The following is a 25,073-nucleotide window of genomic DNA, read 5'->3' on the forward strand; positions in this document are numbered from 1 at the left end:
ACGTCGAAACCGGCACCCCGTTCTCCTTCAAGCCTAGCGCGGAACCGCGCCCGAGGCGGTATCGCCCAGCCCGTCGCGGCGGGCGCGGGCGGCGGCCAGCGTCTCGCGCAGCTCGGCTTCCATCTTCTTGAGCTCCTCCTCGGCGGCCGCGCGGCGCGCCTTGCCCTCGTCGGCGATCTGGAGGCTGTCCTGGATCGTGCCGATCAGGTCGGCATTGGCCTTCTTCACCGCCTCGATGTCGAAGACGCCGCGCTCCATCTCGGTGCGGATCATCTTGTTGGACTGCCGCAGGTTCTCGGCGTTCTTGGTCAGCAGCTCGTTGGTCAGGTCGTTGGCGTCGCGCACCGCCGCAGCCGCCTCGGCGCTGCGCTGCATAGTGACGGCCTGCGCCAGCTGCGTCTCCCAGAGCGGCACGGTGTTCACCAGCGTCGAGTTGATCTTGGTGACGAGGCTCTTGTCGTTCTCCTGCACCAGCCGGATCGAGGGCAGCGACTGCATCGTCACCTGCCGCGTCAGCTTGAGGTCATGCACCCGGCGCTCCAGGTCGTCGCGCGCGGCGCGCAGGTCGCGCAGCTCCTGCGCCTTCATCACCTGGTCGCCCTCGGGCGCGGCCTGCACCGCCGCCTCGCGCGCCGGGATGTCGGTCTTGTCCAGCTCCTCGATCTTGGCCTCGCCGGCGGCGATGTAGAGCGCCAGCTCGTCGTAGAAGTTCAGCGTCTTCTCGTAGAGCAGGTCGAGCGACTTGATGTCCTTCAGCAGCTTGTGCTCGTGGCCCAGCAGGTCGTCGGTCACCCGGTCGATCTGGCTCTGCACCTCTTCGAAGCGGGCAGTGAACTTGGCGAAAGGCGCGGCGCGGCCCAGCAGCTTTTCCCAGAAGCTGCGCTCGCGGCGCACGTCCAACTCGCTGACCGAGAAGCCGCGGATGGTGGTGACGATGTTGCGCAGCGAGTCACCGGCCGGGCCGACGTCCTTGTTGCGCACGTCCTGCAGCATGGCCTGGCTGATCTCCTGCAGCTCGGCCTGCGCGCCCGAGCCGAAGGAGACGATGGAATTGGTGTCGCCCATGTCGATCTCGCCCATGCGGCGGCGGATCTCGTCCCCCAGCGGCTGCGACGCCTCGGCCAGCGGCACGATCTCGGCCTTGGGCTCGGGCAGGGCGATGGCCGTCACCTCGGCGACGATATCCTGGGACTGTTCGGCCTTGTGGCGCACGGTTTCAGACATCGGGAAATTCCTCGGTTGTGAAAGGGGGCTTTGGAAGGAAGCAGGTCGGTGCCATCAGCGGCACGGGCCTTGGGCTGCGGTGCCCACGGGAACGCGCCAATCCGTGAAATGTTTCGCGCGCGCTCATCGCCGCGCCACGCCTTCGCGTTGCAGCCGGTCGCGCAGCACCTCGATCTCGACGTCGAGATCGGTCTTGTCGTCGAGCAGCATCTTCGTCTTCTGCGCCGCGAAGTTCTGTTCCAGATCGTCCAGCAGCGCCTCGAAATCCGCCCGCGCCTGCGGGTCGGGGGTGCGGGCATAGATGTCGGCGAACTTCACCGTCGCATCACGCGCGCCCATCAGGTAGACGGTCAGATACTTGCGCGCCCCGGTCAGGTCGCGCGGATCCTCCTCGACCCTGCGGAACAACTCGCGCGCGGCCGTCTGGAAACGGGCGACGCGGGCTTCGATCTTGCGGTCCCCGGCGCGCAGGATCGCGTCGGTCATCGCCTTGAGATAGGCCTCGGCCTCGGTCACCGCGCGGGCGACACGGTCCTGCTGGAAGGTGTCGATGCCCTCCATGCCCTTGTCCTTCATCGGGTCGATGCCAAAGGCCGCGACATGCAGTGCCGCCGCCACCAGCCCGAACAGCACCGGCGCGACAAGTCCCGGTTCATTGGCATAGGCGGCGATGGCAATGCCGATCCCGCTGAGCGCGGCAGCCGCCAGCTTGCGCGGCATCGCCGGGCGGCGGGCGACCTTGCGGGCATTGAACTCCGCCTCGGCGCGCAACCCGTTGCGCAGCAGCCAGGCGCCGAGAACCAGCACGGCGGCCCCGCCCAGTCCCAGCACCAGCCCCGAGGCGCCCCCGCCGAAGGACAGCGCCGCGAGGATCACCGGGGGCAGGAACATCAGGTTCGCGCGCAGCCCCGCCGGCTCGACACGGGCGCCGTGATAGCTCTCGGCAGCCGGTCCGGCGGGTCCGCCGGGGCTGTGCTTGCCGCCAAAACGCTGGGCCATCGCTCAGAGACCTCCGAGCCAGCCGGTGGTCACGCCCAGCATCAGGACAAAGAGCGCCACGAAGGCGAGTTTCTGCAAACCACTGCCAGACAAGGCACTTCCCCGCATCACCGAACCCATGCCTCGAAACCTAAGCGATGCATCGGTCCGGCGCTAGGGGGAAGAACCTCTTTAGCGCGAGCTGGGCCGGCCTTTGCCACCCGGCGCGCGAGGCGCGGAAGGCCCGCGCGGCTTGCCGCCACCCGGTTTCGGGCCGGGCTTGGGGGCGGGTTTGCCAGATCCGCCCGAGCGCGCGGGCCTGGCGCCGTCGCGCGGCGGGCCCTTGCGGAAGGGTTTCGCCCCGTCGTCATCGCGGCGCGGATAGCGCGGCTTGTCGTCGCCCGAACGCGCCGGTCGGTCGCCGTCACGCGGCGGTCCCTTGCGGAAGGACTTGGCCCCGTCGTCATCCCGACGCGGGTATCGCGGCTTGTCGTCACCGGAACGCGCTGGCTTGGCACCGTCACGCGGCGGTCCCTTGCGGAAGGGCTTGGCGCCGTCGTCATCCCGACGCGGATAGCGCGGCTTGTCGTCACCGGAACGCGCTGGCTTGGCACCGTCACGCGGCGGTCCCTTGCGGAAGGGCTTGGCCCCGTCGTCATCCCGGCGCGGATAGCGCGGCTTGTCGTCACCGGAACGCGCTGGCCGGTCGCCATCACGCGGCGGTCCCTTGCGGAAGGGCTTGGCGCCATCGTCATCGCGGCGCGGATAGCGCGGCTTGTCGTTACCGGAACGCGCCGGTCGGTCGCCGTCACGCGGCGGGCCCTTGCGGAAGGACTTGGCGCCATCGTCATCGCGGCGCGGGTAGCGCGGCTTGTCGTCGCCCGAACGCGCCGGGCGGTCGCCATCGCGAGGCGGGCCCTTGCGGAAGGACTTGGCGCCCTCTTCGCGCGCCGGGCGGGGGGCGTTCTTGTCGAAACGCTTGCGCACCGGGGCCTCGGCCTCTTCCGTCACCGGAGCCTTGGGGCCGAGATCGGCCCGGCGGGGGCCAAAGCCTTCCTTCTTCGAGGGCTTCACCACCACCACCGCGGCCTCACCCAGCTGGTCGCGCAGCACCTTGCGGCGCACCTCTTCGACCTCGCCGGGTTGCAGCTGGCCCAACTGGAACGGGCCATAGGACAGCCGGATCAGCCGGTTCACGCTGAAGCCGAGGTCTTCCATCGACCGCCGGATCTCGCGGTTCTTGCCTTCGCGCAGGCCGACGGTCAGCCAGGCGTTCGCCCCCTGCTGGCGGTCGAGCGACACGATCATCGGCAGGAAGGTCTCATCGCCGATGGTCAGCCCCTGGCGCAGCGGCTCGAAGTCCGCGTCGGTCGGCCGCCCGTTGATGCGCACGCGATAGCGGCGCAGCCAGCCGGTCGAGGGCAACTCCAGCCGGCGCTTGAGCGCGCCGTCGTTGGTCAGCAGCAGCAGCCCCTCGGAGTTGAGGTCGAGCCGGCCGATGCTCATCACCCGTGGCATGTCCTCGGGCAGGTTGTCGAAGATGGTCGCGCGGCCCAGTTCGTCGCGCTCGGTCGTCACCAGCCCCGGCGGCTTGTGATAGAGCCAGAGCCGCGCCGGTTCGGGCGTCGGCAGCGGCTTGCCGTCGACCAGCACGGTGTCGGACTTGGTCACGTTGAGGGCCGGGCTGTCGATCACGACGCCGTTCACGGTGATGCGGCCTTCGGCAACCATGCGTTCCGCATCACGGCGCGATGCGATGCCGGCGCGGGCCAGGATCTTGGCGATGCGATCGCCGGGGGAGGTGGGGGTGCTCATGCGCGCGACCCGTAGAGCAAATGCCGCAGGAAAGAAAGCTGACTCGCAGGGGCGAAGAGCGAATTATTGCGGCCGGAACGGCACGTCATCCACCGCGCTTTCCGCCCTGCGGCTTGCGCCGGGGCGGCGCTGCGGTAAAGGGTGCGTCATGACCTTCACGTCCCACATGGATCAGGCGCTGAACGAGGCGCGGGCCGCCGCCCTGCGCGGCGAGGTGCCGGTGGGCGCCGTGCTGGTGGCGCCAGATGGCCGGGTGGTCGCGGCGGCGGGGAACCGCACCCGCGAACTCTGCGACCCGACGGCCCATGCCGAGATCCTCGCCCTGCGCGAGGCCTGCGCCGCCGCCGGGTCGGAGCGGCTGCCGGGCTACACGCTCTGGGTCACGCTGGAACCCTGCGCCATGTGCGCCGCCGCCATCGCCAACGCCCGCCTCGCGCGGGTCTGCTACGGCGCGGCCGACCCGAAGTCGGGCGGGGTGGCCCATGGCGCGCGCGTTTTCACCCACCCGCAGGCCCATCACGTGCCCGAGGTGATCGACGGCATTGCCGACGAGGCCGCCTCGGAATTGCTCAGGGACTTCTTCGCCAACCGCCGATAGGTCGCCCGCACTGGCCGCAGGACCCGCTCTGCGCTATCCTCGCGCAGGCCGCCCCGGAGCGCCCGATGAGCGAGACCACCGCCCCTCCAAAGGTCCAGACCCCCGCGCCAGAGGTCGAGGCGCGGCCCGAGCGGCCGCATCTCTACAAGGTCATCCTGCTGAACGACGACTATACCCCGCGCGAATTCGTGGTGAGCGTGCTGATGGGCGTCTTCCGCATGACCGAGGCCGAGGCGCTGGGCGTGATGCTGACCGCACACCGGCGCGGCGCCTGCGTGGTGGCGGTCTTCACCCGCGAGGTGGCGGACTTGAAGGCCAGGCAGGGCACCGAGGCGGGCCAGCGCAAGGGCTATCCGCTCGCCTTCACCACCGAGCGCGAGGACTGATCCTCAGCCACCCCGCTCCAGCCGATAGACCAGGTGGTCGCCCTCCAGCCCCTTCAGCGCCACCCGCGCCGGGTCGGAAAAGACCAGCCCGGCGAGGCTGCCCACCATGATCCGCGTGGCGTCCGAGACCCGGATCTCGCCGGGCCCGGCAAGGGCCGCGATGCGGGCGGCCTTGTTGACCACCGTGCCGAAGAAATCGTCGCCCGCCTGCACCACGTCGCCGGTGTGCAGCCCGATCCGCACCCGCAGGCGCGGCTCCTCGGCCTGTCCGTCTAGCGCCGCCTGGATGTCGAGCGCGGCCAGCATCGCCTGCCCGGCCGAGGGGAAGGTCGACATGGTGCCATCGCCCAGCGACTTGATGAGCCGCCCGCCGTGCGCCTCGACCGTATCGGTCACGCGGGCCAGGTGCCGGCGGGCGAGGTCGGCCCAGGCAGTATCGCCCACCACCTGCGCCAGCGCCGACGACCCGGCGATATCGGTGAACATGACCGAGGTGGTCCCGGCGGTGCCCTTTCCGGTGAAACCCGCCTTGGCGGCGGCCACCAGCGCGTCGAGCGCGGTATGCTCGATCCCCATCTTCGCCACGTTCGAGACGGTGTTCGAGCCATGCACCTGCACCACCTTCCAGGCCCCGCTTTCGAGCACGAAGACGAAGGAATAGCGGTGGAACGACGGCGCGCCGCCGGTGGCATAGGTGGTTTCGCCGGTGAACAGCGCCCAGCCGGTATCGCCGTTCTCGAAAGCCTCCAGGCTCATCTCGCGGAAGTCATAGTCGGGGATCTCGCGGGCATGGGCGCCCAGCCCCTTGCGCAGCATCGCGCCCGACCAGATCTCGCCGTCGGCGGTGCCGATATAGCGCAGCGCCTCGTTCTCGGTCATCAGGTTCAGCAGCGCGGGCTCGTCCTTGTCCCGCAGCGCGAAGTGCCAGCGGCGGGCCACGGCGACCAGTTCGGGCGATGCGCGGATCATCGACGTCACTCCAGCCTGTAGACCAGATGATCGCCCTCCAGCCCCTTCAGTGCAACTCTCGATGCATCGGTGAAATGGAATTCGGACGCGCCGCCCACCATGATGCGGGTCGCCTCCGACACCAGGATCTCGCCCGGACGGGCAAAGGCGGCGATGCGCGCGGCCTTGTTGACCACCGTGCCGAAGAAATCGTCGCCCGCCTGCACCACGTCGCCGGTATGCAGCCCGATCCGCACCCGCAGGCGCGGCTCCTCGGCCTGTCCGTCCAGCGCCGCCTGGATGTCGAGCGCGGCCAGCATCGCCTGCCCGGCCGAGGCGAAGGTCGACATGGTGCCATCGCCCAGCGACTTGATGAGCCGCCCGCCGTGCGCTTCCAGCTCCTGGCGCACCATCTCGACATGCGCCTGCACCACCTTGCTCCAGCGCGCATCGCCCACTGCCTCGGCAATCGCCGAACTGTCGGCGATATCGGTGAACATCACCGTGGCCGAACCGCTCGACCCGACCTGCGGGTCGAGCTTGCGCGCGGCTTCCAGCAGGGCGTCATGGGCGGTGTGTTCGTATCCCAGCGCCTCCTGGTTGGCGACCGGGAAGGAGTTGTGGATATGCTCCACCCGCCAGATCCCGTCATACATCGCGAAGATCAGCGTGACCCGCGTGGGGATCGGCCGTTGGGTGGTGGTGAACTCCAAGGTGCCATGCCAATAGGCCCAGCCGGTCTCGCCCCGCTCCCAGGCCTCGACGCGCGAGTCGATCATCCGACCCGGCGGGATCTCCTTGAGATGGGCGAGATAGGTCGCGCGGAAATCGTCGCCGACGAAGAACTCGCCCTCGGCCGTGCCGCAGAAGACCAGCGGATCGGCCGGGGCGAGCAGGTTGACCATGGTTTCGCCGCGCGAGGCCAGCAGCGCGCCCATCCAGCGCTGCGTGATCGCTTCCAGTTCCGGGGAACGGCGCGCGGGTTCAGCCACGGTGCATCAGACCTCGATTGCCTCCATCAGCTTCGGTTCCACCACGTTGACGCCGGGCAGCCCGTCCTTCAGCGCCTGGGCCGACTGTTCGAGCAGCGGGAAGGTCTTGTAGTGGCCGGGGATCACGGTCTTGAAGTTGAAGTATTTCCTGGCCGCCCAGGCCGCCGCCTTCATGTCCATGGTGAAATGGCCGCCGGCGCTGAGGATGCCGATCTCGGGTTTGTAGTATTCGCCGAACCAGGCCATGTCCGCCATGATGTCGGTATCGCCGCTGTGATAGACCGTCTTGCCCTCGGCGTGGATCATGAAGCCAACCTCGGACCCCGCCGCCTTCGGCCCCTCGGCCGAGCCGAAGGTCGAGGAATGCTCGGCCTTGACCATGCTGGCGCGGAAACCCGGCGCCACGTCGACCGTGCCGCCCTTGTTCATGCCGATGGTCTTGATGCCCTGCGTCTCGGCCCACCAGGACATGACGTCGTATTGCCCGATCACCGGCACGTCGAGCCGCTTGGCCAGCGCCACCACATCCACCGAATGGTCGAAATGCGCGTGGGTCATCAGGATCGCGCTGGCGCCCTCGACCGCCTCGTCGTGGCGCTCGGCCGGCAGCACCGGGTTTCCGGTCAGCCAGGGGTCGATCAGGATCGCGGTTCCCGCGGATTCGAAGCGGAAGCTGCCGTGGCCCAGCCAGATGATCTTCATGTCGTTCTCCCAGATTAACTGGAAACCAGACTAGCACCGGTGGCCGGAAATTCCACCGTGTGGATCGGCCCGCGCGGCGCGGCTGCCGCGCAAACGTGGCGAAAAGGTGGCGGAATCTGTTGCTAGGCCATTTACCATGACTTACCCTTATATTCAGGGTTTGGAACGGATCTGAAAAGAGACGGCGAGAACCCGGCAGGACCCTTTATTTCCTGCGCTTTCAAGCCTGGGAAACATCAGGCGGAAGGCATCCGCGTAACGAGGCGCGATACAGGCACGAACTGAAGGGGCGGGGGAGCGGAAAACAATCCGCCCCGGTTCGAAGGATTGGTTTCGTGTTGTCAACTTTTGGTAAAATGGCCTCCGAACTGCGTGGGCACCTTGGGCTCACCAACGAGGAATTCGCCGCGCTGATCGGTCTGAGCGTCGAGGATGTCGACGAGCTGGAACAGATGCGCGCCCCCTGCACCCGCGCCATCGTCGGGCAATATGCCCGCGTCCTGGGCCTGCAGCCCGGCTCCGAGCCGGCCCGCGCCCTGGCCGAGGCCGCGGCGGAATCGAACCGCCGCCGCACCGAGACGCGCCGCTACATGGGCGACGACCGGCTGATGGCGCTGCTGGCGCGCCACGGCGGCGACCTCTCGGACGCGGTAAAGGCCCAGATCAACCGTATCATCGCCGAGGAGATCGCCGCCAAGTCGCGTGGCAGCCGCCACCGCGACACCGCAAAGATGCCCGACGCGCCCGTCGCGCCGGTCAGGGGCCATCCGCGCCTCTCGCCCGCGCGCCTGGCCGAGCTGGTGCTGCTCTCCGAGGAGATCCGCAACCGCCATGCCCGCCCCGAGGACCGCCTCTCGGCCACCGCCTTCCTCGAGGTGGAGTTCGAGGAGGACCCGCGCCTCGACATCGAGCTGCTGACGGAAATGCCGCTCTTCGCGCCCGAGGCCAGCGCGGTCATCGCGCGCGGCGGCAAGGGCCATACGCTCTTCGTCGAGACCGCCTTCTGGTCTGATTGCGCCACCGGCAGCCGGGTGGCCGGCAACCACGTCCTGCTGCACGACTATGCCCACCACGTCCTGCACGGCGGCCATATCGCGGCCCAGCCCGACGGCCACATGGCGCCGCATGCCCTCGCCGCCCGCGCGATGGGCGACGCGCGCGAGGCCGTGGCGGTCGGCGGTTACGACAGCGCGGATTCGCTCGAACTCGAGGCCGATTTCTTCGCCGTCCTGCTGACCGTGCCCTGGGCCCGTCTCGCCGAGGTGGCGGTCGAGGACTACAAGGCGCGCTTCCTCGTGCGCAAGCTGGCGCGCGACTACGGCGCCTTCTGGCCGGTGATGGAGCGGCTGGTGCGCTACATGCGCATGGACGTCGCCCGCGACCGCATCCGCGAGGCGCTCTACCGTCAGAACCGGATCGACCACCCCTTCCTGCTGCTGCTCTGAGGCGGCAGCGGGACGGTATCGGCGCGGGGCAAATGCGCTACATTCGACCCGAACCCGCGCCGAGGAGGAGGCCCGCATGAAACTGACCCTGCACCACATCAACGTCGTGACCGAGAACGTCGAACGCCTCGACAACTTCTACCGCGACGTGCTCGGCCTCGACCGCGAGACCGAGGGCCTGCCGGTGCTGGAGAAGAAGAAGGGCTATGCCGGCGACGTGGCCTTCGTCACCGATGGCGCGATCCAGACCCACCTGGCGCAGAAGGACGTGATGGCGGGCTTCAACACCGGCCAGATCGTCAACCCGGTCAGCCACGGGCATATCGCCTATCGCACCGATGATCTCGACGCCTTCAAGGCGCACCTGGAGGCCAGGGGCGTGCGCTATTCCGACTGGGGCGAACGCGCTGTGGCGGGCTGGCGGCAGATCTTCTTCTACGATCCCGACGGCAACGTGATCGAGGTGCACCAGGTCGACGGCGCCTGACTGCGCACCCTCACCCCCAGCCCCTCTCCCCTGCGGGAGAGGGGAGGCGCGCCTGCCTAGAGTGTCGCCTCGACCGAAGTGTCCCAGATCACCTCGCGGTAGTCGAAGCCGCCGGCCAGCGTCGGCTTCACCACCTCGAAGAAGGGCGAAAGGTCGAAGTCGCGCGGGGTGTAGAGCGAGTGGTGGCGGATGTGGAACACCTCGCGCCGGATGAAGTCGCCCTCTTCCCCCTCGACCCGGATGGTCGGCAGGATCGGGTAGCCGATCGACTGAAAGGCCTGGGCGATCAGCGACGAGCAGATCGCCCGCGTCGGATCGCCCGAGCCGAAATGCAGCATCCGCCGCCGCCAGCGCACCGGCACCGGCGGCGTCGGGATGAAGAAGCGCAGCAGGTCGATGATGTTGCGCAGGTCATAGCGGGTGCCCAGATGCGCAACCATGAAGTCGACCAGGGCGCGGCGGTCGGCCGCGCTCAGCCCCGGCGCGCGGCAGATGCGGGTGTTGTAGTTGCGATATTTCGACAGCGGCCGCGCAACGCAGCCCTCGCCGAGGTTGACCTCGACCAGTTGCGGCCGCTCCGACCCGTCCTCGGGCAGGGGCAGCGCGTCGCCCACGAACATGGCGGCATGGGACCAGGTCGACTGGGTCAGATACTTGATCCCGATCGAGACCCGCTCGTGCCCCTCGACCAGCAGCACGTCGCCGGGGCGCAGCAGGCTCTGAAGGCGTGCGAAATCCGAAGGGGTATAGGGCCGGTAGCCGGGGCTCGGATCGTTCAGCTTCGCGGTAAGCCGCCGCCCCAGCCAGTCGAGGAAACGGTCCATTGCGGTATCGTTGGTGGCGGTCATTCGATGTGTCCGCTTTGTCTGTCCTGCCCGGGAACCTAATGCCCCTGGCCTCGCAATACACCCGCCTTGCGGCGCAAATTTGCGTCAGGCGTGGCGGCGGCGCGGCAGCGAGAGCGTCAGCAGGAAGGCCAGCACCCCCATCGCCATCAGCGTCACGAAAGCCCAGGTATAGCTGCCGGTGACATCGAACAGCCGCCCGGCCAGGATCGGCCCGAGCCAGGCCATCGAGGTGCCGGCGAAGAGCACCCAGCCAAAGCGCGCGCCATGCCCGTCGAGGCCGAAGTATTCGGCGACGGTGGGCGAGACCACGACGAAGAGCGCCCCGTGCGAGAAGCCGTAGAGCGTGACGACCGCGTAAAGCGGACCAAGCTCGCGGAACTGCGCCAGCCCGGCCAGCGCCAGCACCATGCCGGCCAGGCAGATCAGGTAGGCATTGCGCCCGCCGATGGAATCGAGCGCCCGGCCCAGCGCGAGCCGCCCGGCAACGCTCGCCGCGCCGATCACCGCGACCAGCCCGGCCGAGCCTGTGCCCGACAGGCCGAGGTCGGCGCCATGGGCAGGCAGGTGCAGCGGCACGGTCAGAAGCGAGGGCACGAAACAGGCCTGGATCGCGCAGAGCGTCAGCAGGGTGCGCCGGTCGCCCCGGGGCGGGGCCTGTGGCGGCAGCGGCGCCGAACCGGCAACCAGCGGGCGCGGCACCGGCGGCAGCGCCATGCCCTGCGCCGCGGCAAACAGCACCAGCGCGGCCAGCGCGCCCATGCCGATCACCGTGGCGCGCCAGCCAACTCCTGCAATCAGCAGCGCCACCAGCATCGGCAGCACCACCTGGCCGATGGCGGTGCCGACCTTGACCACCGCCGTCATGGTGCCCCGCCGCGCGTTGAACCAGCGCGCCACGGTCGAGAGCGTCACCACGTCATGGGTGCCAAGCCCCATGCCGATCAGCGTGCCGAAGATCGCGAACATCTGCCAGGGCTCGGTCACCTGCGACATCAGCGCATAGCCAAGGCCATAGGCCAGCCCGGTGACCGAGAGCACGCGGCGCGGGCCGAAGCGGTCGGTCAGCCGTCCGCCGACCATGGCCAGCAGGCCCATCATGAAGAAGGCCAGCGACGAGCAGGCCGAGAACAGCGTCCGCGACCAGCCGAACTCGGCCTCGAAGACCTTGAAGAACAGCCCGAAGGAGAACAGCAGGCCGATGATGGTGAACTGGGTCAGACATGCGCCGACCACCACGAGATACCGTGACTGCACTCTGCCTGCTCCCCCCGCCTGCCGGACCTGCTTAGCCATCCGGCGCGCGCTGGGCAACGGTTGCGATTCGCCGCTGTGCGGCGGGAAAGCCTCTCCTGTGGATAAACCGGGGCGATTGTTCTCGATCCGGAACGATTAACCATTTCGCCGTAAAGACAATCGCTTGTTTACCAACTTGTGCCCAAGTTTCGACAGGTTTCACTGGCAGAAACATGGCAACAGATCACGCCGCCGGGTGGTCCGGCGGCTAATTATTTACCATGTCGCAAGGCGATTCCCGCATGGGGCGCCGCGGCGAATACCTGGCCGGACATCGGGTCCGGTCGGATTGTATGCCGGCAATGGCGTGCCCCTTGCGGCCGCCACCGGGCGAGAACGAGCAAGGATTTGATGATGAGCGACGAGATCCTGAATACCCAGCAGCGCGATGCGATCGGCACGCTGCTGACCGAGCTGCGCTCGGAGATCAGTCATGGCTACCGTCGGCGCCAGGGCGAAAACTGGTTCATGCAGCGCGCGCTCAAGGGCGACTCGATGGAACTCGCCGAGGAGATCCGCTGCCACGACGACGTCGAGGAGCTCATCAAGAACGACGACCTGCCCGACAGCCTGATCCGCAACGAGGCGATGCAGGACTTCATCGGTTTCGTCGATGCCGAGGCGACGCGGAACTGGACCCAGGCCTATGACACCGAGACGGCGGACCTGATCATCGAGGGTTTCATCGAGGCGGCCCGTTCCACCGGCGCGAGGCCGGCGATGTTCAACCGCTGAACCTGACCCCATTGCAGTGCCGAACCGGCCCCTCGCGGCCGGTTTTCGCTTGCCTGGCGGTCAGTCGCGCTGATCCCACAGCCGCACCATCCGCGCCAGCGCTGCGCCGGCGATCGAACGGGTGATCTTGCCGCTCTGGCACAGCAGGAACAGCAGTTGGCCGTCCTCGGTGGGGCGGATGACCAGCTGGTGCCCGTCGATCTCGACCATCGTGTCCTCGGCCGCGTCGCCTGTGCGGGCGGCACGGGCAAACGTGGCGGTGCTGGCGGCGAGCTCGGGCGCGCCGCCCAGCGGATGCAGGCAGTCCCCGGTTTCCGCATCGGCGATGCCGGCGGCGAGGATGCCGTTCATGCCCGCCACCCAGTCGCGCAGGGCCTGCACCGCCTCGGCGTCGGGGCCCTCGACCGGCGGCAGGGCGGCCGGGCGGCCGGGCGCACCCACCGGGCGCGGCGCCGGAGCGGCAATGTCGAGCCGGCCGGGAATCGCCGCGATCTGGGCCGCGAAGCCGCGCAGCGCGGTGGCAAGGTCGCGCCCGCCTGAACGGATGTAGGATTCCTCCGATTCCGCCGAGGCCTCGATGGTGCGCTTGGCCGCGCCCATGAAGACCACAGCGTCGAAGAACTCGCAGGCCTCGACGATCAGGCGGCGGTGCACCCGGCGGATATCGGCGGCGAGCCGCAGCTTGTCGCCCCGCGTCACCACCAGCGTCGCGCGCTGGTGCAGCGGGCGGGGCATCTGCGCCACCAGGTTGCGCTCGGTCAGCCGCCAGGCCTGGCTGGCGATGGTGGTCCAGACCAGCAGGTCGGCCTCGGCGAGGATCTGCATAGTCTCGGGCGGAATGCGACCATCTTCCGGGAATGACAGCTCGATCAGCTCCAGCCCGGCCAGGTGCGGCGCGTCGATCACCATCTGGCACGAGGTCGCCTCGGCCAGGTTGGGGCAGCTCTCGATGCGGTCGTGCAGCTCGGACCGGCCACCGGGGAAATCGACGATGGCGTGCGGGCGCGGGCCGTGGCGCAGGCGGACGACCGGGCGGCGGTCGAGCCCGAAGAAGGCGGGCGAGACATTGGCGCGGGCCAGGGCGTTGATGGCGCTCGACTTGCCGGAATTGACCTCGCCGCAGACCACCACGCGCACCGGCCGCCGCGCCACGGGCGGCTGGCCGGGCTGGGCCATCAGGGTCATGTTCCGAGCGTTCATTGGCGCCTCTTCCATCAGGCCGCGCGGGCCAGGGTGGCCTTGCTGAGGTGACTGTCGCTGATGGCCAGATGCTGGATGCGTCGTTCGAGGAGGTCAAGCTGCCCGTGCAGCCGGTGCACCATCTTGCGCAATTCCTCGGGCTTGCTGCCGATTTGCCTGAGCCGCGCGCTGTCGGCGCGCAAACGCTGGGCACGTTCCTCGATGGCGCCCTCGACCATGCGCAGGATGACCTGGAGGCGATTCTGTCCCGCGATGGCGCGCTCGGTCTGCGCCTCGTTGAAGGCCTTGAGGATCTTCTGCACCGCCGGGCGCAGCTCGGCCGCCGCGATCTGGCGCAGCGCGTCCAGCGTGCGGGCCATGTCGATCCGGTTCTTCCGCCAGAAGGCCCAGGTCCGCGCGGTGATGACCCCGATCTCGATGCGCTGGCGCGAAAGCGTCAAGGTAGAGACGAATGTGTCGAAGGGCAGGCCGTCCATGCTGACGCCCTCGGTCTCCATGTCGAACTGCCCGGCAATGGCCGCGCGGCTCTCGGCGAGCTTGGTGGTCAGCACCGCGTCGATCCCGGCGCGGGCCTCGGCATAGCTCTCGGCGATGGCGGCTTCGAGATGGGCGCGCAGCGGCGAAAGGTCGACGTCCAGCCGCGTTGGCGGCGCGCCCGCGGCGGCGCTGCCTTCGATCCGCGCAGCCAGCTGGTCGCGCTCTTCCTCGATGAAACGGGCGATGGCGCCGTTCAGCGCGGTCTCCAGCCCGGTCCAGTTCTGCGTGACGGTGTCCTCCAGCTGCGCCGAGGCGCTGTCGAAGGCCGACTCGAGCCTGATCCGCGCCGCATCGAGCTGCGCCAGTTCCCCCTCCAGCGCGCGCAGGGCGGCGGCGGTGTTGTTGGTGCTCATCTGCTCGACCTGCACCTGCACCGAGTCGCGCTCGCGCCGGGTGGCGAAAAGCAGGCCGGCGATCTCGGAGCGCACGTCCTCGAGCAGCTGGGCGATCTGCTGGCTGCCGATGCCGTGGTCGATCACCATCGACAGCGTGCGTTTCACCTCGTCGAGGCCCGAGGCCATCAGGAAGCGCTCGCGCTCGCCCGCCGGCACGGCGCCATAGGCGTCGCGCAGGTAGGAATGCAGGTATTCGTCGTCCAGCGCCTCGCGCAGCAGCGCGGCCTCGTCATCCTCGCGCAGGGCGAGTTCGGCGAAATAGGCGCTGCCGGCGTGGATGGTGAATTCGACATCGGGGATCGCCGCATGCAGCCGGCGCGAGACATCGGCGATCACCCGGGGCACGTCGGTGTCGTAGTCATCCAGCTCGTCGATGCGGTTGATGAAGACGATGACGTCCTTGCTGTCCTGCTGGGCCAGGATCCGCATGAGGGCGATGTCGACCTCGGTCAGCGCCTGATGCGCCGAGAGCACGACGACGAAGACGTCGGAACGGTCGAGGCTGCGGCAGGTGAACTCGTCGCGCACCAGGAAGGGGTCGTTGACGCCCGGCGTGTCGGTGATGACCGTCGGCACCGCGAATTCCGGGCGGCGCAGGTAGAGGTTGGCGACGCGGGTGATCGCGGCATAGCGGCCCAGTGCCGAGCGGCCTGAGGTCTCTTCCGGGGCCTGCCCGGCGCAGACATAGCGTTGCAGCAGCTCGGGCGTCAGGAAGTCGTAGTCGTGGCTGGTGCCAAGCAGCGCGTGGTAGTAGTTGCCCAGCCGCTTCTGCGCGCGTTCCTTCATCTCTTCGGTCTGGCGGCGCAGCACGTCGGAATCGAAACCCGGCAGCAGACGCTCGGTCAGTGCCCGCACTTCGGAACCGCCGTCCATGATCTCCGACCAGGCGTCCTCGTCGAAGAACTCGAACCGCGCGCCGGTCTCGGGGTCGCCGGCGCAGTTGATGCGGATATTGGTGACAACCGAGGTCCAGGGGTTCACGTCCGAGGGCAGAAAGCCTTGTTCGCCGAGGAAGGCGTTGAGGAAGCTCGACTTGCCCGCCTTGACCTGGCCGATCACCGCGACCCGCGCCGCCCAGCGGTCGAGCCGGTCGCGCAGCGCGGTGAAGGGCGCGCGCCCGGCGCGCCCGGCCACATCCTCGATGGCGAGAAGCGTCTCGCGGAGGGCGTCGATTTCCTTGCGCTGCTGCCGGGCGATCTGCATGGGCGTCAGCTTGCGGTGCGCATCATGCGGCGCGGCACGATGACCTTGCCGCGCGGCCGCCGCACGTCGCGCCCGGTGGCCAGCACCTCGGGCATGACCCGCGCGGGGTTGAAATCGGGGGCCTCGGCCCCGCCAAGCTCTTCGATCCCCTGCACGTCCTCCAACAGCCTTTGGGCAAAGGCCGCGATCCCCTCGGCATCCAGTGCCGACAGCATCTCGATGCGCTGGAAATACTCCCCCGCCTCGCGCCGCACCCGGCGCTGCACCTTGTCACGGGCGGTCTCGTCGGGGATCTGGTCGGCATGGGTCAGCACCATGACGCTGTGCCTACGCAGCCGCTCGGGCATCTCCTCCCAGACCGATTTCTCGCTCTGCCGCCAGGCCTGGTTCGCGTTCGAGCACCAGATCACCATGTCGGCATAGGGAATCATCCGCTCCCAGCATTCGGCCGGAATGTTGGGGTCGGAATTGCCGGGCGTGTCGATCAGATCGAAATGCTCGAGGACCGGCGCATCGGAATGGAGCACGCAGAACTTGGTCGCGATCACGTCGATGGCGTCGAACTCGGTCAGCTCGTACCAGGTGCCTGCGGTGTCGTGGCGCAGCGGGTCGCCTTCGCCGCCCTTCAGCCACATCGGCGGCAGCGAGGTCGAGACGACGTGCGAGGGCAGGATGGCGCGGCCGACGATGCCGTTCAGCAGCCGGGTCTTCCCGGCGCTGAACTCGCCGGCGATCACGATGCGCGGCCGGCGGGTGCCGGCGTTGGGGGTCGTCATGCAACCTTCTCCTTGGCGGTACCGGCGCGGGCCGGAGCGCTGCTGTCCATGTCCTGCTTCTCGCGGATACAACTTATGATCGTGGCGATGAAATTCTCTTCATCTGTCAGGAACTTTTCAAGGATAGCACGGTTGCCCGCGACATGGGGATCGAAATGCCGGGTCAGCAGGTCCTCGATCAGCGGCGCGATCTCGGCGCGGATCGCGCCTTCGTAGCGTTTGGCCGGGCTGTCGCTGCCGAACTTCCAGAACCGCCGCCACCAGCTCGACTGCAGGTCGAGCGAGAGGGTGCGGGCCAGCGCCGTGGGCGCGGCGGGCGGTTGCGGCGCGGGCAGGGTGATGTCCTCGTCATGCGCCGCGATCCCGAAGTTGTCCTCGAGATAGTCGCTGACGTCGCGCAGCGTATCCTCCAGCACCTGCGCCGTGCCCTTCTTCAGCATGGCGCAGACCGAGAGGAAGGCGGTGCGCATCATCATCCGCAGGGTGATGGCGTCAAAGGTCCAGGTGTCGCATTCGCCGTGCGCCTGCATGTGCGACTCGAGCGCCGCCAGCGCGCTGCCGACAAAGCTCTCGCGCGCCCGCTCCAGCCGGTTGGAGAGCTGCAGGCGGCGGTCGGCGGCCATGCTGTCGAAGCGGGCCAGCGCGGCGCGGCGGATGTCGGAGCCGCTTTCGGCGACCGCCGCGAAGTCGAGCGCCGGCACCTCTGCGCCGCCGGCCTTGCGGCCCGCGACATGGTTCACCGTGTCGATCATCTGGGCCAGGTTCTCGATCCCGGCCGCCAGCTCGTCGAGCAGCATCTGCCCCGGCCCCTCGCAGATGCGGGTCGAGATGGCGCGGTGCAGGTCGCCCACGCCCGAGGCGTCGAAGGCCACCTGCCGCAGCATGACCGGGTCGTCCAACTCGCCCGGCACGGCTTCGACCCAGTTCTCGAGCGCGGCGCGGCTGGCGGGCATCATGTTGGCGCAATTGTCGGCGATGGCGCAGGTCGCCCAATAGCCGCTGCCGACCAGCACGTCGATCTTGTCGGAAACGCCCGCCTTCCGCAGCGTGCGGCGGATGCTGGTCTTGATCTCGCGCGCCTCGTTCACCGGGTCGGCCAGGGTGTCGATGCGGTTGACGAAGATCACCACCTCGCGCGCCTCGACGCTGCAGATGATCCGCAGCAGGGCCATGTCCATGGTCGAGAGCGCCTGATGCGCCGAGAGGATCACCACGCAGACCCGGCTGTCGCTGATCGCGTTCAGCGTGATCTGCTCGCGCATCATGAAGGTGTCGTTGACGCCGGGCGTGTCGCGCAGGCACAGGCCGGTCGGATAGCTCGGGATGTCGACGTAGAGATCGGCCAGCTTGGTGATGTCGGCGTAGATGCCGTCCTCGGCCGTCACGTCGTCGGGATCGCCGAAGCAGATGTATCTGTCGATGATCTTCTTGTCGATGTCCTCGAAGGCATGGCTGGTGCCCAGCAGCTTGCCGAAATTCTCGCCCAGCCGTTCCTCGGTGGCAGTCTTCATCTTCATGACCTGCCGGCGCACCGTCTCGGCCTCGGTCTCGAAGCCGGCGCGGTGGGCCATCTCGCCCAGCCGTCCGCCGGTGTTCACCAGCCGGTCCCACTCCAGCTCGTCGAAGAAACGGAACAGCGCCCGCGTGTTCGGCGGGCGGCGGCGCGAGTTCAGATGGATCGCGGTGATGACCGAGGTCCAGGGGTTCACGTCCGAGGGCAGCAGGTCGGTCTCGCCGATCAGCGCGTTCAGAAGCGTACTCTTGCCCGCCTTGACCTGACCGATGATGCTGACCGCCGGCTCAAAGGAAACGATCTGATCCTGCAGGCTCTCCACCGCCTCCTGCACGAAGGGCAGCGGGTTGGTCGCCAGCACCTCGGCCGCCTTCTCGGCGCGGTTCAGGCGTTTCCAGAACGACTCGAGCTCGGCAAAGCCGCCGGTTCGGAACAGGGCGAAGGGGCCGGTGTCGGTTTTCATGGGCGGTCTTCCGTCTGGTGGGAGCGGCGCACTCCGAACACGCGCAAAACGGCCGGTCCAGCAGGACGGCCGGGGCGATGCGGGTCCGGAATATCTCTGCGCAAGACTTCACGCTCCACGAATTGCATGGGCCGACCAGACCCCAAGAACCTGCCCAAACTAAGGCGCAATTTTGATAAAATGTTACGTGTCTGGGGCGATCCCGCCGCAGCGCCTCCCTGCCGCAGCTTTCGCCGCGATTCCGTGCGCCCGTGCGGTTCCGGCCAACCTGAATCGCCAAGCCGGGCAGGGCGGCCTTGAAGGCAGGGGCGCATGGCGGTAAACGGCGCGGGACCGATCGGAGAACAGCCGCATGTCGATTGACGAAACCACCGCCGCCCGCGTGGCCAAGCTGGCACGCATCAAGGTCGAGCCCGAGGCCCTGCCGGGACTCGCCACCGAGTTCAACACCATCCTCGGCTTCATCGAGCAGCTGAACGAGGTGAACGTCGACGGCGTCGAGCCGATGACCTCGGTCACGCCGATGCGGCTGAAGCGGCGGCAGGATGTCGTCACCGACGGCAACCAGCAGGCCAAGGTCCTGTCGAACGCGCCCGATGCGCGTGAAGGTTTCTTTGCGGTTCCGAAGGTGGTCGAATGAGCGCTCTCAACACCCTGACGCTGGCAGCGGCGCGCGATGCGCTGCGCAAGGGCGAAACCACGTCCGTGGAACTGACCGAGGCCTGCCTCAAGGCCATCGAGGGCGCCGACGCGCTCAACGCCTTCGTGCACAAGACCCCCGAGATCGCGCTGGAGCGCGCCAGGGCCGCCGATGCGCGCATCGCCCAGGGCGACGCGCCGGCCATGTGCGGCCTGCCCATCGGCATCAAGGACCTGTTCTGCACCAAGGGCGTGCCGAGCCAGGCGGCGTCCAACATCCTCAAGGGCTTCCTGCCCGAGTATGAATCGACCGTCAGCCAGAACCTGCTGGACGCCGGCGCGGTCATGCTGGGCAAGCTCAACATGGACGAATTCGCCATGGGCTCGTCCAACGAGACCTCGGCCTATGGCAATGCCGTGAACCCCTGGCGGCGCGGCAACGACGACACCGCGCTGACGCCGGGCGGCTCCTCGGGCGGTTCGGCCTCTGCCGTGGCGGCCGACCTCTGCCTCGCGGCCACCGGCACAGACACCGGCGGCTCGATCCGCCAGCCGGCGGCCTTTGTCGGCATCACCGGCATCAAGCCGACCTACGGGCGTTGCTCGCGCTGGGGCATCGTCGCCTTTGCCTCCTCGCTCGACCAGGCCGGCCCGATGACCAAGGACGTGCGCGACGCGGCCATCATGCTCGAAGCGATGTGTTCTTCGGACCCCAAGGACAGCACCTCGACCGACCTTCCCGTGCCGAATTTCGAGGCCATGCTGACCGGCGACATCCGCGGCAAGACCATCGGCATCCCCAAGGAATACCGCATGGACGGGATGCCCGACGAGATCGAGGCGCTCTGGACCCGCGGCGCCGAGATGCTGAAGGACGCCGGCGCGAAGATCGTCGACATCTCGCTGCCGCACACCAAATACGCGCTCCCCGCCTATTACGTGATCGCGCCGGCCGAGGCCTCGTCGAACCTCGCCCGCTATGACGGCGTGCGCTATGGCCACCGGGCGAAGCTGGCGCAGGGCGACGGCATCACCGAGATGTACGAGAAGACCCGCGCCGAAGGCTTCGGCAAGGAGGTCCAGCGCCGCGTGATGGTCGGCACCTACGTGCTCTCGGCCGGCTTCTACGACGCCTATTACAACCGCGCCCGCAAGGTCCGCACCCTCATCAAGAAGGACTTCGAGGATGTCTTCGCCCAGGGCGTCGACGCGATCCTGACGCCCGCCACCCCCTCGGCCGCCTTCGGCCTGGGCGAGATGCAGGACGCCGACCCGGTGCAGATGTATCTCAACGACGTCTTCACCGTGACGGTGAACCTCGCCGGCCTGCCCGGCATCGCCGTGCCCGCCGGTCTCGACCGTCAGGGCCTGCCGCTGGGGCTGCAGCTGATCGGCCGGCCGTGGGAGGAGGGCGACCTCCTCAACACCGCGCTTGCGCTGGAATCCGCCGCCGGTTTTGTGGCCAAGCCGGCGAAATGGTGGTAAAAGGGACCAAAGCAAGAAAACCGCTGAGGCAGCAGCCATGCGCGCACTTCTGATCCTGTTCACCGCAGGCGCCCTTGGCGCCTGTGCCCCCGACGTTCCCGACAGCGGCTTCGACGCGATGCGCTCGCGCGAACTGGCGCGGGCCGAGGCGAACAGCCCCGGCAACGGGCTGTTCATCCCGCCGACCGCCGTGTCCGGCGAGACCCTGCCGCCCGCCGCCGGCACCGGGGCTGTGGTGGAATCGCCCTCGGACACGCTGATCGCCGCGCCAGCGGGCGGGCAGCCCCTGAGCGACGCCGAACTCGCCGCCGAAACGGCAGCGGCGCTGGCCGCCAGCAGCGCCAATTCCGGCGTGCCCCCGGTCAACGCCAGCCCCGCGAACCCGCCGCCTGCAATTGCCGCCGCGCCCGCAGCCGTCCCGGCCCAGGCGCCCGCCACCGTGCCCGCCCCGGTCGAAGGCCACGCCGGCCTCTCGCGCGAAAACGACTTCGGCGCCGTCTCGAACAGCCGCAGCATCGAGGGCGACGCCGAGCAGATCGCCCGCAACCGCGAGCAATACCAGCAGATCGCCCCCACCGCGCTCCCCACCCGCGACGGCTCGACCGGGCCGAACATCGTGACCTATGCGCTCGAAACCACCAACGAACGCGGCACCGCGCTCTACAAGCGCAGCATGATCATTCCGGGCCGGGCGCAGCGCGCCTGCGCGGGCTATCCTTCGCCGGACCAGGCCCAGATCGCCTTCCTCGCGGCAGGCGGACCGGAACGCGACCGCCACGGGCTCGACCCGGATGGCGATGGCTTTGCCTGCAGCTGGAACCCGGCCCCCTTCCGCGCCGCCAAGAAATAGGGTCCAAGGTGCCGATCTGGCATCCCTCGCCCAATTTCGGCCCCCGCCGCGACGGGCAGCGCCCCTCGCTGGTGGTGCTGCACTATACCGCCATGACCGGCGCCGCCGCCGCGCTAGAACGGCTCTGCGACCCGGCGGCCGAGGTTTCGGCGCATTACCTGATCGGCCAGGACGGCACCGCCTGGCAGATGGTCGACGAAGACATGCGCGCCTGGCACGCTGGCGCTGGGGAATGGGCGGGGCAGGGCGACGTCAACTCCCGCTCGATCGGCATCGAGCTCGACAACACCGGGGCGCATCCCTTCGCCGAACCGCAGATGGCGGCGCTCGAGACCCTGCTCGCCGGCATCCTCGCCCGCCATGCCATCGCGCCTTCGGGGGTGATCGGCCATTCCGACATGGCGCCGGGGCGCAAGGCCGATCCGGGGCCCCGCTTCGACTGGGCCCGCCTCGCCCGCCAGGGCCTCGCCGCCGCGCCGCGCGCGGTCAGCCCCGCGCCCGCCCCCGAAGAGTTCCGCACCCTCGCCCGCCGCGCCGGCTTCACCGCCGAGGCCGACGACGCGCTGCTGCTGGCCACCCTGCGCCTGCGCCTGCGCCCCTGGGCGAAAGGCCCGCTCTGCGCCGAGGACCTGGCGGCGCTGGCCGGTCTGCCGGCGGCCTGAGCCTCGGGCCTCCACGCCCGTGGTAGCCGTCGCCTTGGGGGCGCTGCCCCCGTCTCCCTGCGGTCGACTCCCCTGGAGATATTTGAAAAGAAGAGAAAACAGGGGCGCGCGCCTGCTGCTTCTCTTCTTCTCAAATACTCCCGTCCGAGCTTGCCGCCCGCGCGCCGCCGGTCAGGGGCGCCGGGCCACCAGGGCCAGGTTGTTGGCGGGCATCTCCACGACACTTACCATCTCCAGCCCGGCGGCCTGTATCAGGTCCATGGTGTCGAAGTCGTCCTTGTAGCCGATCTCCGGGTCGCTTTCGACCAGGCTGGCGTGGAAGGCCGCGTCGCCCGCGCTGGTCAGCTCGCCTGCCCGCAGGAAGGGGCCGTAGACCACGAAGACCCCGCCGGGCCGCAGCGCCTGCGCCGCCTCGGAGATCAGCACCGCGACATCGCGGGCCGGGACCAGGTGCAGCAGGTTCACCAGCAGCACCAGGTCCTGCCCCGCCAGCCGCTGGCCCCAGCCCGGCGCGCAGGCGTCGAGGTCGATGGCGGGGGCGACATTGGCGAGGCCCCTGGCATAGGCGTCGATGCTGGCGCGGCGTTCGGGGGCGGGGTCGCTCGGTTGCCAGGAAAGCCCCGGCAGGCGCGCCGCGAAGGCCGCGACATGCTGGCCGGTGCCGCTGGCCAGTTCCAGCGCGCGGCCCTGCTGCGGCGCCACCTCGGCCAGCAGGTCGCCGATGGCCGTGGCGTTGCGCTCGGCCGCCGGGGCGAAGAGCCGGTCGCCGCCGGCGGGTTCCGCCACGCTGGCGGTCGGGGGCAGGGGCCGCTTCACCGCAGCCGCTCCGGCGTCAGCGCGCGCACCGTGTCGGGATCGAGTTCGGGCGCGCGTCCGGCCACCAGGTCGGCCAGCAGCCGCGAGGCGGCGGGCGAGGTCTGGAAACCGTAACCGCCCTGGCCGGCGCACCAGACGAACTGCGGCAGCGCCGGGTCCGGCCCCAGCACCAGCGTGCGGTCGGGTGCGAAGCTGCGCAGACCGGCCCAGGAGGTTTCCAGCCGCGTCACCGGCTCGCTCACCATCGCCTCGTAGCGCGCCAGTCCCTCGGCCAGGACCATGTCGTCGGCCCAGGCGTCATGCGGCTCGACCACGTCTTCCTCGGCGGGCGAGACCAGCAGCTTGCCGGCGTCGGGCTTGGCGTACCAGCTCTCGCGCACCCCCATGATCATCGGCCAGCCGCGCAGGTCGTGCCCGCCCGGCGCCGGCAGGCGCGCCATCGAGCGGCGGTGCGGCACGATGCCGATCGGTGCCACCCCGGCCAGCGCCGCGATGCGGTCGGCCCAGGCCCCGGCGGCATTGACCAGCACCCGGCCCTCGAAAGTCGCGCCCCCCGCTTCGACCGCCCAGCCCGCGCCGGTGCGGCGGATCGCCGTCACCCCATGTCCGGTCAGCACCTGTCCGCCTGCCGCCCTTATCGAACGGGCATAGTCCTGCAGCATCCGGTCGGTGTCGATGTCCCAGGCGCCCTCGTGATAGCCAGCCATCGCCACCGCGGAAGGGTTCAGGATCGGCACGATCCGGCGGGCCTCCTCGATGCCGATCACATCGAGATGCATCTCGGCCGCCTCGGTGCGGAAGTCCTCGGCATCCTCGGCCCCGGCCAGCAGCATCAGCCCGCGCGGGCTGAGATAGCCGCCGGCGCGATGGGCATCGCCGCTGGCGAGGTTCAGCGCGATGGTCGGCGGCAGTCCGTATTGCGCCTCGTACAGCGCCGCCGAGCGCCCCGAACTGTGATAGCCGAGCGCGCTTTCGCCTTCGAGCAGCACCACCTGCCCCAGTTCGGACAGCTTCGCCCCGGCGCCGAGGCCCGCGACCCCGCCGCCGATCACGATGAAGTCGGCGCTCATGCGGCTTCTTCCGTCCGGTCGGTGGCCGGCGGCGGCGTCGGGCTGAGCGCGGCGATGCGGGCGTAGAGTTCGGGCGTCATGTCATAGTCGAGCGCCGCCAGCGAGGGCGCCAGCTGCTCGGCGCTGCGGGCCGAGACGATCGGCACCGGCCCGGTCGGATGCGCCGCTACCCAGGCCACCGCCAGCGTGGCCGGGTCGGTGCCAAGCTCGGCGGCGAGCCCCGCCAGCGCCGCGGCGGTTTCGCCCATCCAGCCCTGGCCATAGCGCTTGGCGTAACGCTTGTCGTCGACCAGCCGGCCGCCTTCGCCGCGCGCGTATTTCCCGGTCAGGATGCCGCCGCCGAGCGGCGAATAGGTCGCCGCGACGATGCCCTGGTCGGCGCACATCGGCAGGATCTCCACCTCGGCCTGGCGCTTGACCAGGCTGTACATCGGTTGCAGCAGGTCGATCCGCACCCCCAGCTGACCGGCGATGAAGACCGCCTTCATCACCTGCCATGCGGCCATGTTCGACAGGCCGATATAGCGGATCTTGCCGGTCTGCTTCAGCCGTGCCAGCCCCTCGATGGTGTCACGCAGGTCGCCCGCCGGATCGTAGTGGTGCAGGTAGAGCACGTCGACCACGTCGAGCCCCAGCCGCTGGCGCGAGGTCTCGAACTGGGCCGCCATGTTGGCGGCGCTGTTGCCGTCGACATAGCCGGCCTTGGTGGCGATCAGCAGCCGCTCGCGCTCGGCCCCGATCATCTTGCCGAGCAGGGTCTCCGAGGCGCCGTCGGTATAGACATAGGCGGTGTCGAAATGGGTGATCCCGGCGCCCCGGCAGGCGTCGAACATGGCGCGGCTGGCGGTTTCATCCGCCTTGCCGCCGAATTGCATGGTGCCGAAGGCGAAGCGGCTGGCGGGGGTCCCGTCGAGGGTGAGAAGCTGTGTCATGGGGGCGAGATTGGCACGCCCCGGCGGCGCGCGAAAGGGGCTTCGCGGGCGGATGGGCGCCAAGGTCAGGCCCGCCCGGGT

24 protein-coding genes are annotated in these 25,073 nt (G+C 69.1%); 9 read left to right on the forward strand and 15 right to left on the reverse strand.

The genetic code is table 11. The features are described 5' to 3' along the window. Positions 1–33: 33 nt before the first annotated feature. From IE266_RS20630 to IE266_RS20640, 3 genes are all read right to left on the reverse strand, one after another. Positions 34–1,224, reverse strand: coding sequence for a toxic anion resistance protein (locus IE266_RS20630; RefSeq protein WP_189682021.1), 1,191 nt, complete (start codon positions 1,222–1,224; stop codon positions 34–36). A 123-nt stretch (positions 1,225–1,347) separates the two neighbouring features. Then, the gene (locus IE266_RS20635; protein WP_189682022.1) at positions 1,348–2,223 is read right to left on the reverse strand and encodes a 5-bromo-4-chloroindolyl phosphate hydrolysis family protein; all 876 of its coding nucleotides are present in this window, start codon (positions 2,221–2,223) and stop codon (positions 1,348–1,350) included. A 171-nt stretch (positions 2,224–2,394) separates the two neighbouring features. Next, the gene (locus tag IE266_RS20640) at positions 2,395–4,017 is read right to left on the reverse strand and encodes a pseudouridine synthase (protein WP_189682023.1); all 1,623 of its coding nucleotides are present in this window, start codon (positions 4,015–4,017) and stop codon (positions 2,395–2,397) included. A 148-nt stretch (positions 4,018–4,165) separates the two neighbouring features. Here IE266_RS20640 and IE266_RS20645 point away from each other — a divergent pair, with 148 nt between their 5' ends. Continuing rightward, positions 4,166–4,615 (forward strand): nucleoside deaminase, encoded by a 450-nt coding sequence (locus IE266_RS20645; protein WP_189682024.1) that lies wholly within the window; start codon positions 4,166–4,168, stop codon positions 4,613–4,615. Positions 4,616–4,680: 65 nt separating this feature from the next. Beyond that, entirely contained in the window at positions 4,681–5,001 is a 321-nt protein-coding gene (locus tag IE266_RS20650; RefSeq protein ID WP_189682025.1) for an ATP-dependent Clp protease adaptor ClpS, read from the forward strand. A 3-nt stretch (positions 5,002–5,004) separates the two neighbouring features. Here IE266_RS20650 and IE266_RS20655 read toward each other — a convergent pair whose 3' ends face one another. The 3 genes from IE266_RS20655 to IE266_RS20665 are packed head-to-tail and all read right to left on the reverse strand — an operon-like array spanning position 5,005 to position 7,643. Beyond that, positions 5,005–5,970 carry a nuclear transport factor 2 family protein gene (locus IE266_RS20655; protein ID WP_189682026.1) on the reverse strand — a complete coding sequence of 322 codons (966 nt, stop codon included), beginning with the start codon at positions 5,968–5,970 and terminating at the stop codon, positions 5,005–5,007. Positions 5,971–5,975: 5 nt separating this feature from the next. After that, positions 5,976–6,941: an adenylate/guanylate cyclase domain-containing protein gene (locus tag IE266_RS20660; protein WP_189682027.1), complete on the reverse strand. Its 966-nt coding sequence runs from the start codon at positions 6,939–6,941 to the stop codon at positions 5,976–5,978. Positions 6,942–6,947: 6 nt separating this feature from the next. After that, entirely contained in the window at positions 6,948–7,643 is a 696-nt protein-coding gene (locus IE266_RS20665; protein WP_189682028.1) for a metal-dependent hydrolase, read from the reverse strand. A 356-nt stretch (positions 7,644–7,999) separates the two neighbouring features. Here IE266_RS20665 and IE266_RS20670 point away from each other — a divergent pair, with 356 nt between their 5' ends. Beyond that, a complete protein-coding gene (locus tag IE266_RS20670; RefSeq protein ID WP_189682029.1) occupies positions 8,000–9,088 on the forward strand; it encodes a helix-turn-helix domain-containing protein in 1,089 nt (362 codons plus the stop codon). A gap of 76 nt (positions 9,089–9,164) precedes the next feature. After that, the gene (locus IE266_RS20675) at positions 9,165–9,575 is read left to right on the forward strand and encodes a VOC family protein (RefSeq protein ID WP_189682030.1); all 411 of its coding nucleotides are present in this window, start codon (positions 9,165–9,167) and stop codon (positions 9,573–9,575) included. 56 nt (positions 9,576–9,631) lie between these two features. Here IE266_RS20675 and IE266_RS20680 read toward each other — a convergent pair whose 3' ends face one another. Next, positions 9,632–10,423: a C40 family peptidase gene (locus IE266_RS20680; protein WP_189682031.1), complete on the reverse strand. Its 792-nt coding sequence runs from the start codon at positions 10,421–10,423 to the stop codon at positions 9,632–9,634. Positions 10,424–10,507: 84 nt separating this feature from the next. Beyond that, positions 10,508–11,677, reverse strand: a complete 1,170-nt coding sequence (locus IE266_RS20685; protein WP_189682032.1) for an MFS transporter — start codon at positions 11,675–11,677, stop codon at positions 10,508–10,510. Positions 11,678–12,070: 393 nt separating this feature from the next. Here IE266_RS20685 and IE266_RS20690 point away from each other — a divergent pair, with 393 nt between their 5' ends. Then, positions 12,071–12,451 carry a hypothetical protein gene (locus IE266_RS20690; protein WP_189682033.1) on the forward strand — a complete coding sequence of 127 codons (381 nt, stop codon included), beginning with the start codon at positions 12,071–12,073 and terminating at the stop codon, positions 12,449–12,451. Between the two features lie 60 nt (positions 12,452–12,511). Here the strand turns inward: IE266_RS20690 and IE266_RS20695 are convergent, their stop codons facing one another. Genes IE266_RS20695 through IE266_RS20710 form a run of 4 tightly spaced genes read right to left on the reverse strand, consistent with a single transcriptional unit; the run spans position 12,512 to position 18,538 of the window. Then, complete coding sequence (locus IE266_RS20695) at positions 12,512–13,651, reverse strand: GTPase (protein WP_189682034.1); 1,140 nt, start codon at positions 13,649–13,651, stop codon at positions 12,512–12,514. A gap of 14 nt (positions 13,652–13,665) precedes the next feature. Further along, positions 13,666–15,786 (reverse strand): dynamin family protein, encoded by a 2,121-nt coding sequence (locus tag IE266_RS20700; protein ID WP_189682035.1) that lies wholly within the window; start codon positions 15,784–15,786, stop codon positions 13,666–13,668. 5 nt (positions 15,787–15,791) lie between these two features. Further along, on the reverse strand, positions 15,792–16,562 hold the full coding sequence (locus IE266_RS20705) for a P-loop NTPase family protein (RefSeq protein WP_189682036.1): 771 nt from the start codon (positions 16,560–16,562) through the stop codon (positions 15,792–15,794). Continuing rightward, positions 16,559–18,538 (reverse strand): dynamin family protein, encoded by a 1,980-nt coding sequence (locus IE266_RS20710; RefSeq protein ID WP_189682037.1) that lies wholly within the window; start codon positions 18,536–18,538, stop codon positions 16,559–16,561. The genes IE266_RS20705 and IE266_RS20710 overlap by 4 nt, the downstream gene beginning before the upstream one ends. Positions 18,539–18,890: 352 nt before the next feature. On the opposite strand from IE266_RS20710, the gene gatC reads away from it, so the two are divergent. The 4 genes from gatC to IE266_RS20730 are packed head-to-tail and all read left to right on the forward strand — an operon-like array spanning position 18,891 to position 22,174. Beyond that, complete coding sequence (gene gatC, locus IE266_RS20715; protein WP_189682038.1) at positions 18,891–19,178, forward strand: Asp-tRNA(Asn)/Glu-tRNA(Gln) amidotransferase subunit GatC; 288 nt, start codon at positions 18,891–18,893, stop codon at positions 19,176–19,178. Further along, positions 19,175–20,662, forward strand: coding sequence for an Asp-tRNA(Asn)/Glu-tRNA(Gln) amidotransferase subunit GatA (gene gatA / locus IE266_RS20720; RefSeq protein ID WP_189682039.1), 1,488 nt, complete (start codon positions 19,175–19,177; stop codon positions 20,660–20,662). The genes gatC and gatA overlap by 4 nt, the downstream gene beginning before the upstream one ends. Positions 20,663–20,699: 37 nt before the next feature. Next, positions 20,700–21,512 carry a hypothetical protein gene (locus tag IE266_RS20725; RefSeq protein ID WP_189682040.1) on the forward strand — a complete coding sequence of 271 codons (813 nt, stop codon included), beginning with the start codon at positions 20,700–20,702 and terminating at the stop codon, positions 21,510–21,512. Positions 21,513–21,520: 8 nt separating this feature from the next. Continuing rightward, a complete protein-coding gene (locus IE266_RS20730; RefSeq protein WP_229864347.1) occupies positions 21,521–22,174 on the forward strand; it encodes an N-acetylmuramoyl-L-alanine amidase in 654 nt (217 codons plus the stop codon). Positions 22,175–22,345: 171 nt separating this feature from the next. Here IE266_RS20730 and IE266_RS20735 read toward each other — a convergent pair whose 3' ends face one another. From IE266_RS20735 to IE266_RS20745, 3 genes are read right to left on the reverse strand one after another with little or no spacing between them, the layout of a single operon-like run. Then, the gene (locus IE266_RS20735) at positions 22,346–22,990 is read right to left on the reverse strand and encodes a DUF938 domain-containing protein (protein WP_189682041.1); all 645 of its coding nucleotides are present in this window, start codon (positions 22,988–22,990) and stop codon (positions 22,346–22,348) included. Beyond that, positions 22,987–24,060 (reverse strand): NAD(P)/FAD-dependent oxidoreductase, encoded by a 1,074-nt coding sequence (locus IE266_RS20740; RefSeq protein WP_189682042.1) that lies wholly within the window; start codon positions 24,058–24,060, stop codon positions 22,987–22,989. The genes IE266_RS20735 and IE266_RS20740 overlap by 4 nt, the downstream gene beginning before the upstream one ends. Further along, positions 24,057–24,992, reverse strand: a complete 936-nt coding sequence (locus IE266_RS20745) for an aldo/keto reductase (RefSeq protein ID WP_189682043.1) — start codon at positions 24,990–24,992, stop codon at positions 24,057–24,059. Before IE266_RS20745 ends, IE266_RS20740 begins: the two co-directional genes overlap by 4 nt. Between the last annotated feature and the right edge of the window lie 81 nt (positions 24,993–25,073).

Source organism: Seohaeicola zhoushanensis (genome assembly GCF_014656415.1).
Taxonomy (GTDB): domain Bacteria; phylum Pseudomonadota; class Alphaproteobacteria; order Rhodobacterales; family Rhodobacteraceae; genus Seohaeicola_A; species Seohaeicola_A zhoushanensis.

Excerpts from the sequence above, each read along its gene's own strand:
- gatA (WP_189682039.1), top strand. The coding sequence starts at position 19,175 with ATGAGCGCTCTCAACACCCTGACGCTGGCAGCGGCGCGCGATGCGCTG.
- IE266_RS20640 (WP_189682023.1), bottom strand. The coding sequence starts at position 4,017 with ATGAGCACCCCCACCTCCCCCGGCGATCGCATCGCCAAGATCCTGGCC.
- IE266_RS20740 (WP_189682042.1), bottom strand. The coding sequence starts at position 24,060 with ATGAGCGCCGACTTCATCGTGATCGGCGGCGGGGTCGCGGGCCTCGGC.
- IE266_RS20670 (WP_189682029.1), top strand. The coding sequence starts at position 8,000 with ATGGCCTCCGAACTGCGTGGGCACCTTGGGCTCACCAACGAGGAATTC.
- IE266_RS20700 (WP_189682035.1), bottom strand. The coding sequence starts at position 15,786 with ATGCAGATCGCCCGGCAGCAGCGCAAGGAAATCGACGCCCTCCGCGAG.
- IE266_RS20680 (WP_189682031.1), bottom strand. The coding sequence starts at position 10,423 with ATGACCGCCACCAACGATACCGCAATGGACCGTTTCCTCGACTGGCTG.
- IE266_RS20710 (WP_189682037.1), bottom strand. The coding sequence starts at position 18,538 with ATGAAAACCGACACCGGCCCCTTCGCCCTGTTCCGAACCGGCGGCTTT.
- IE266_RS20695 (WP_189682034.1), bottom strand. The coding sequence starts at position 13,651 with ATGAACGCTCGGAACATGACCCTGATGGCCCAGCCCGGCCAGCCGCCC.
- IE266_RS20745 (WP_189682043.1), bottom strand. The coding sequence starts at position 24,992 with ATGACACAGCTTCTCACCCTCGACGGGACCCCCGCCAGCCGCTTCGCC.
- IE266_RS20635 (WP_189682022.1), bottom strand. The coding sequence starts at position 2,223 with ATGGCCCAGCGTTTTGGCGGCAAGCACAGCCCCGGCGGACCCGCCGGA.
- IE266_RS20725 (WP_189682040.1), top strand. The coding sequence starts at position 20,700 with ATGCGCGCACTTCTGATCCTGTTCACCGCAGGCGCCCTTGGCGCCTGT.
- IE266_RS20650 (WP_189682025.1), top strand. The coding sequence starts at position 4,681 with ATGAGCGAGACCACCGCCCCTCCAAAGGTCCAGACCCCCGCGCCAGAG.
- IE266_RS20655 (WP_189682026.1), bottom strand. The coding sequence starts at position 5,970 with ATGATCCGCGCATCGCCCGAACTGGTCGCCGTGGCCCGCCGCTGGCAC.
- IE266_RS20705 (WP_189682036.1), bottom strand. The coding sequence starts at position 16,562 with ATGACGACCCCCAACGCCGGCACCCGCCGGCCGCGCATCGTGATCGCC.
- IE266_RS20675 (WP_189682030.1), top strand. The coding sequence starts at position 9,165 with ATGAAACTGACCCTGCACCACATCAACGTCGTGACCGAGAACGTCGAA.
- IE266_RS20630 (WP_189682021.1), bottom strand. The coding sequence starts at position 1,224 with ATGTCTGAAACCGTGCGCCACAAGGCCGAACAGTCCCAGGATATCGTC.
- IE266_RS20690 (WP_189682033.1), top strand. The coding sequence starts at position 12,071 with ATGAGCGACGAGATCCTGAATACCCAGCAGCGCGATGCGATCGGCACG.
- IE266_RS20645 (WP_189682024.1), top strand. The coding sequence starts at position 4,166 with ATGACCTTCACGTCCCACATGGATCAGGCGCTGAACGAGGCGCGGGCC.
- gatC (WP_189682038.1), top strand. The coding sequence starts at position 18,891 with ATGTCGATTGACGAAACCACCGCCGCCCGCGTGGCCAAGCTGGCACGC.
- IE266_RS20665 (WP_189682028.1), bottom strand. The coding sequence starts at position 7,643 with ATGAAGATCATCTGGCTGGGCCACGGCAGCTTCCGCTTCGAATCCGCG.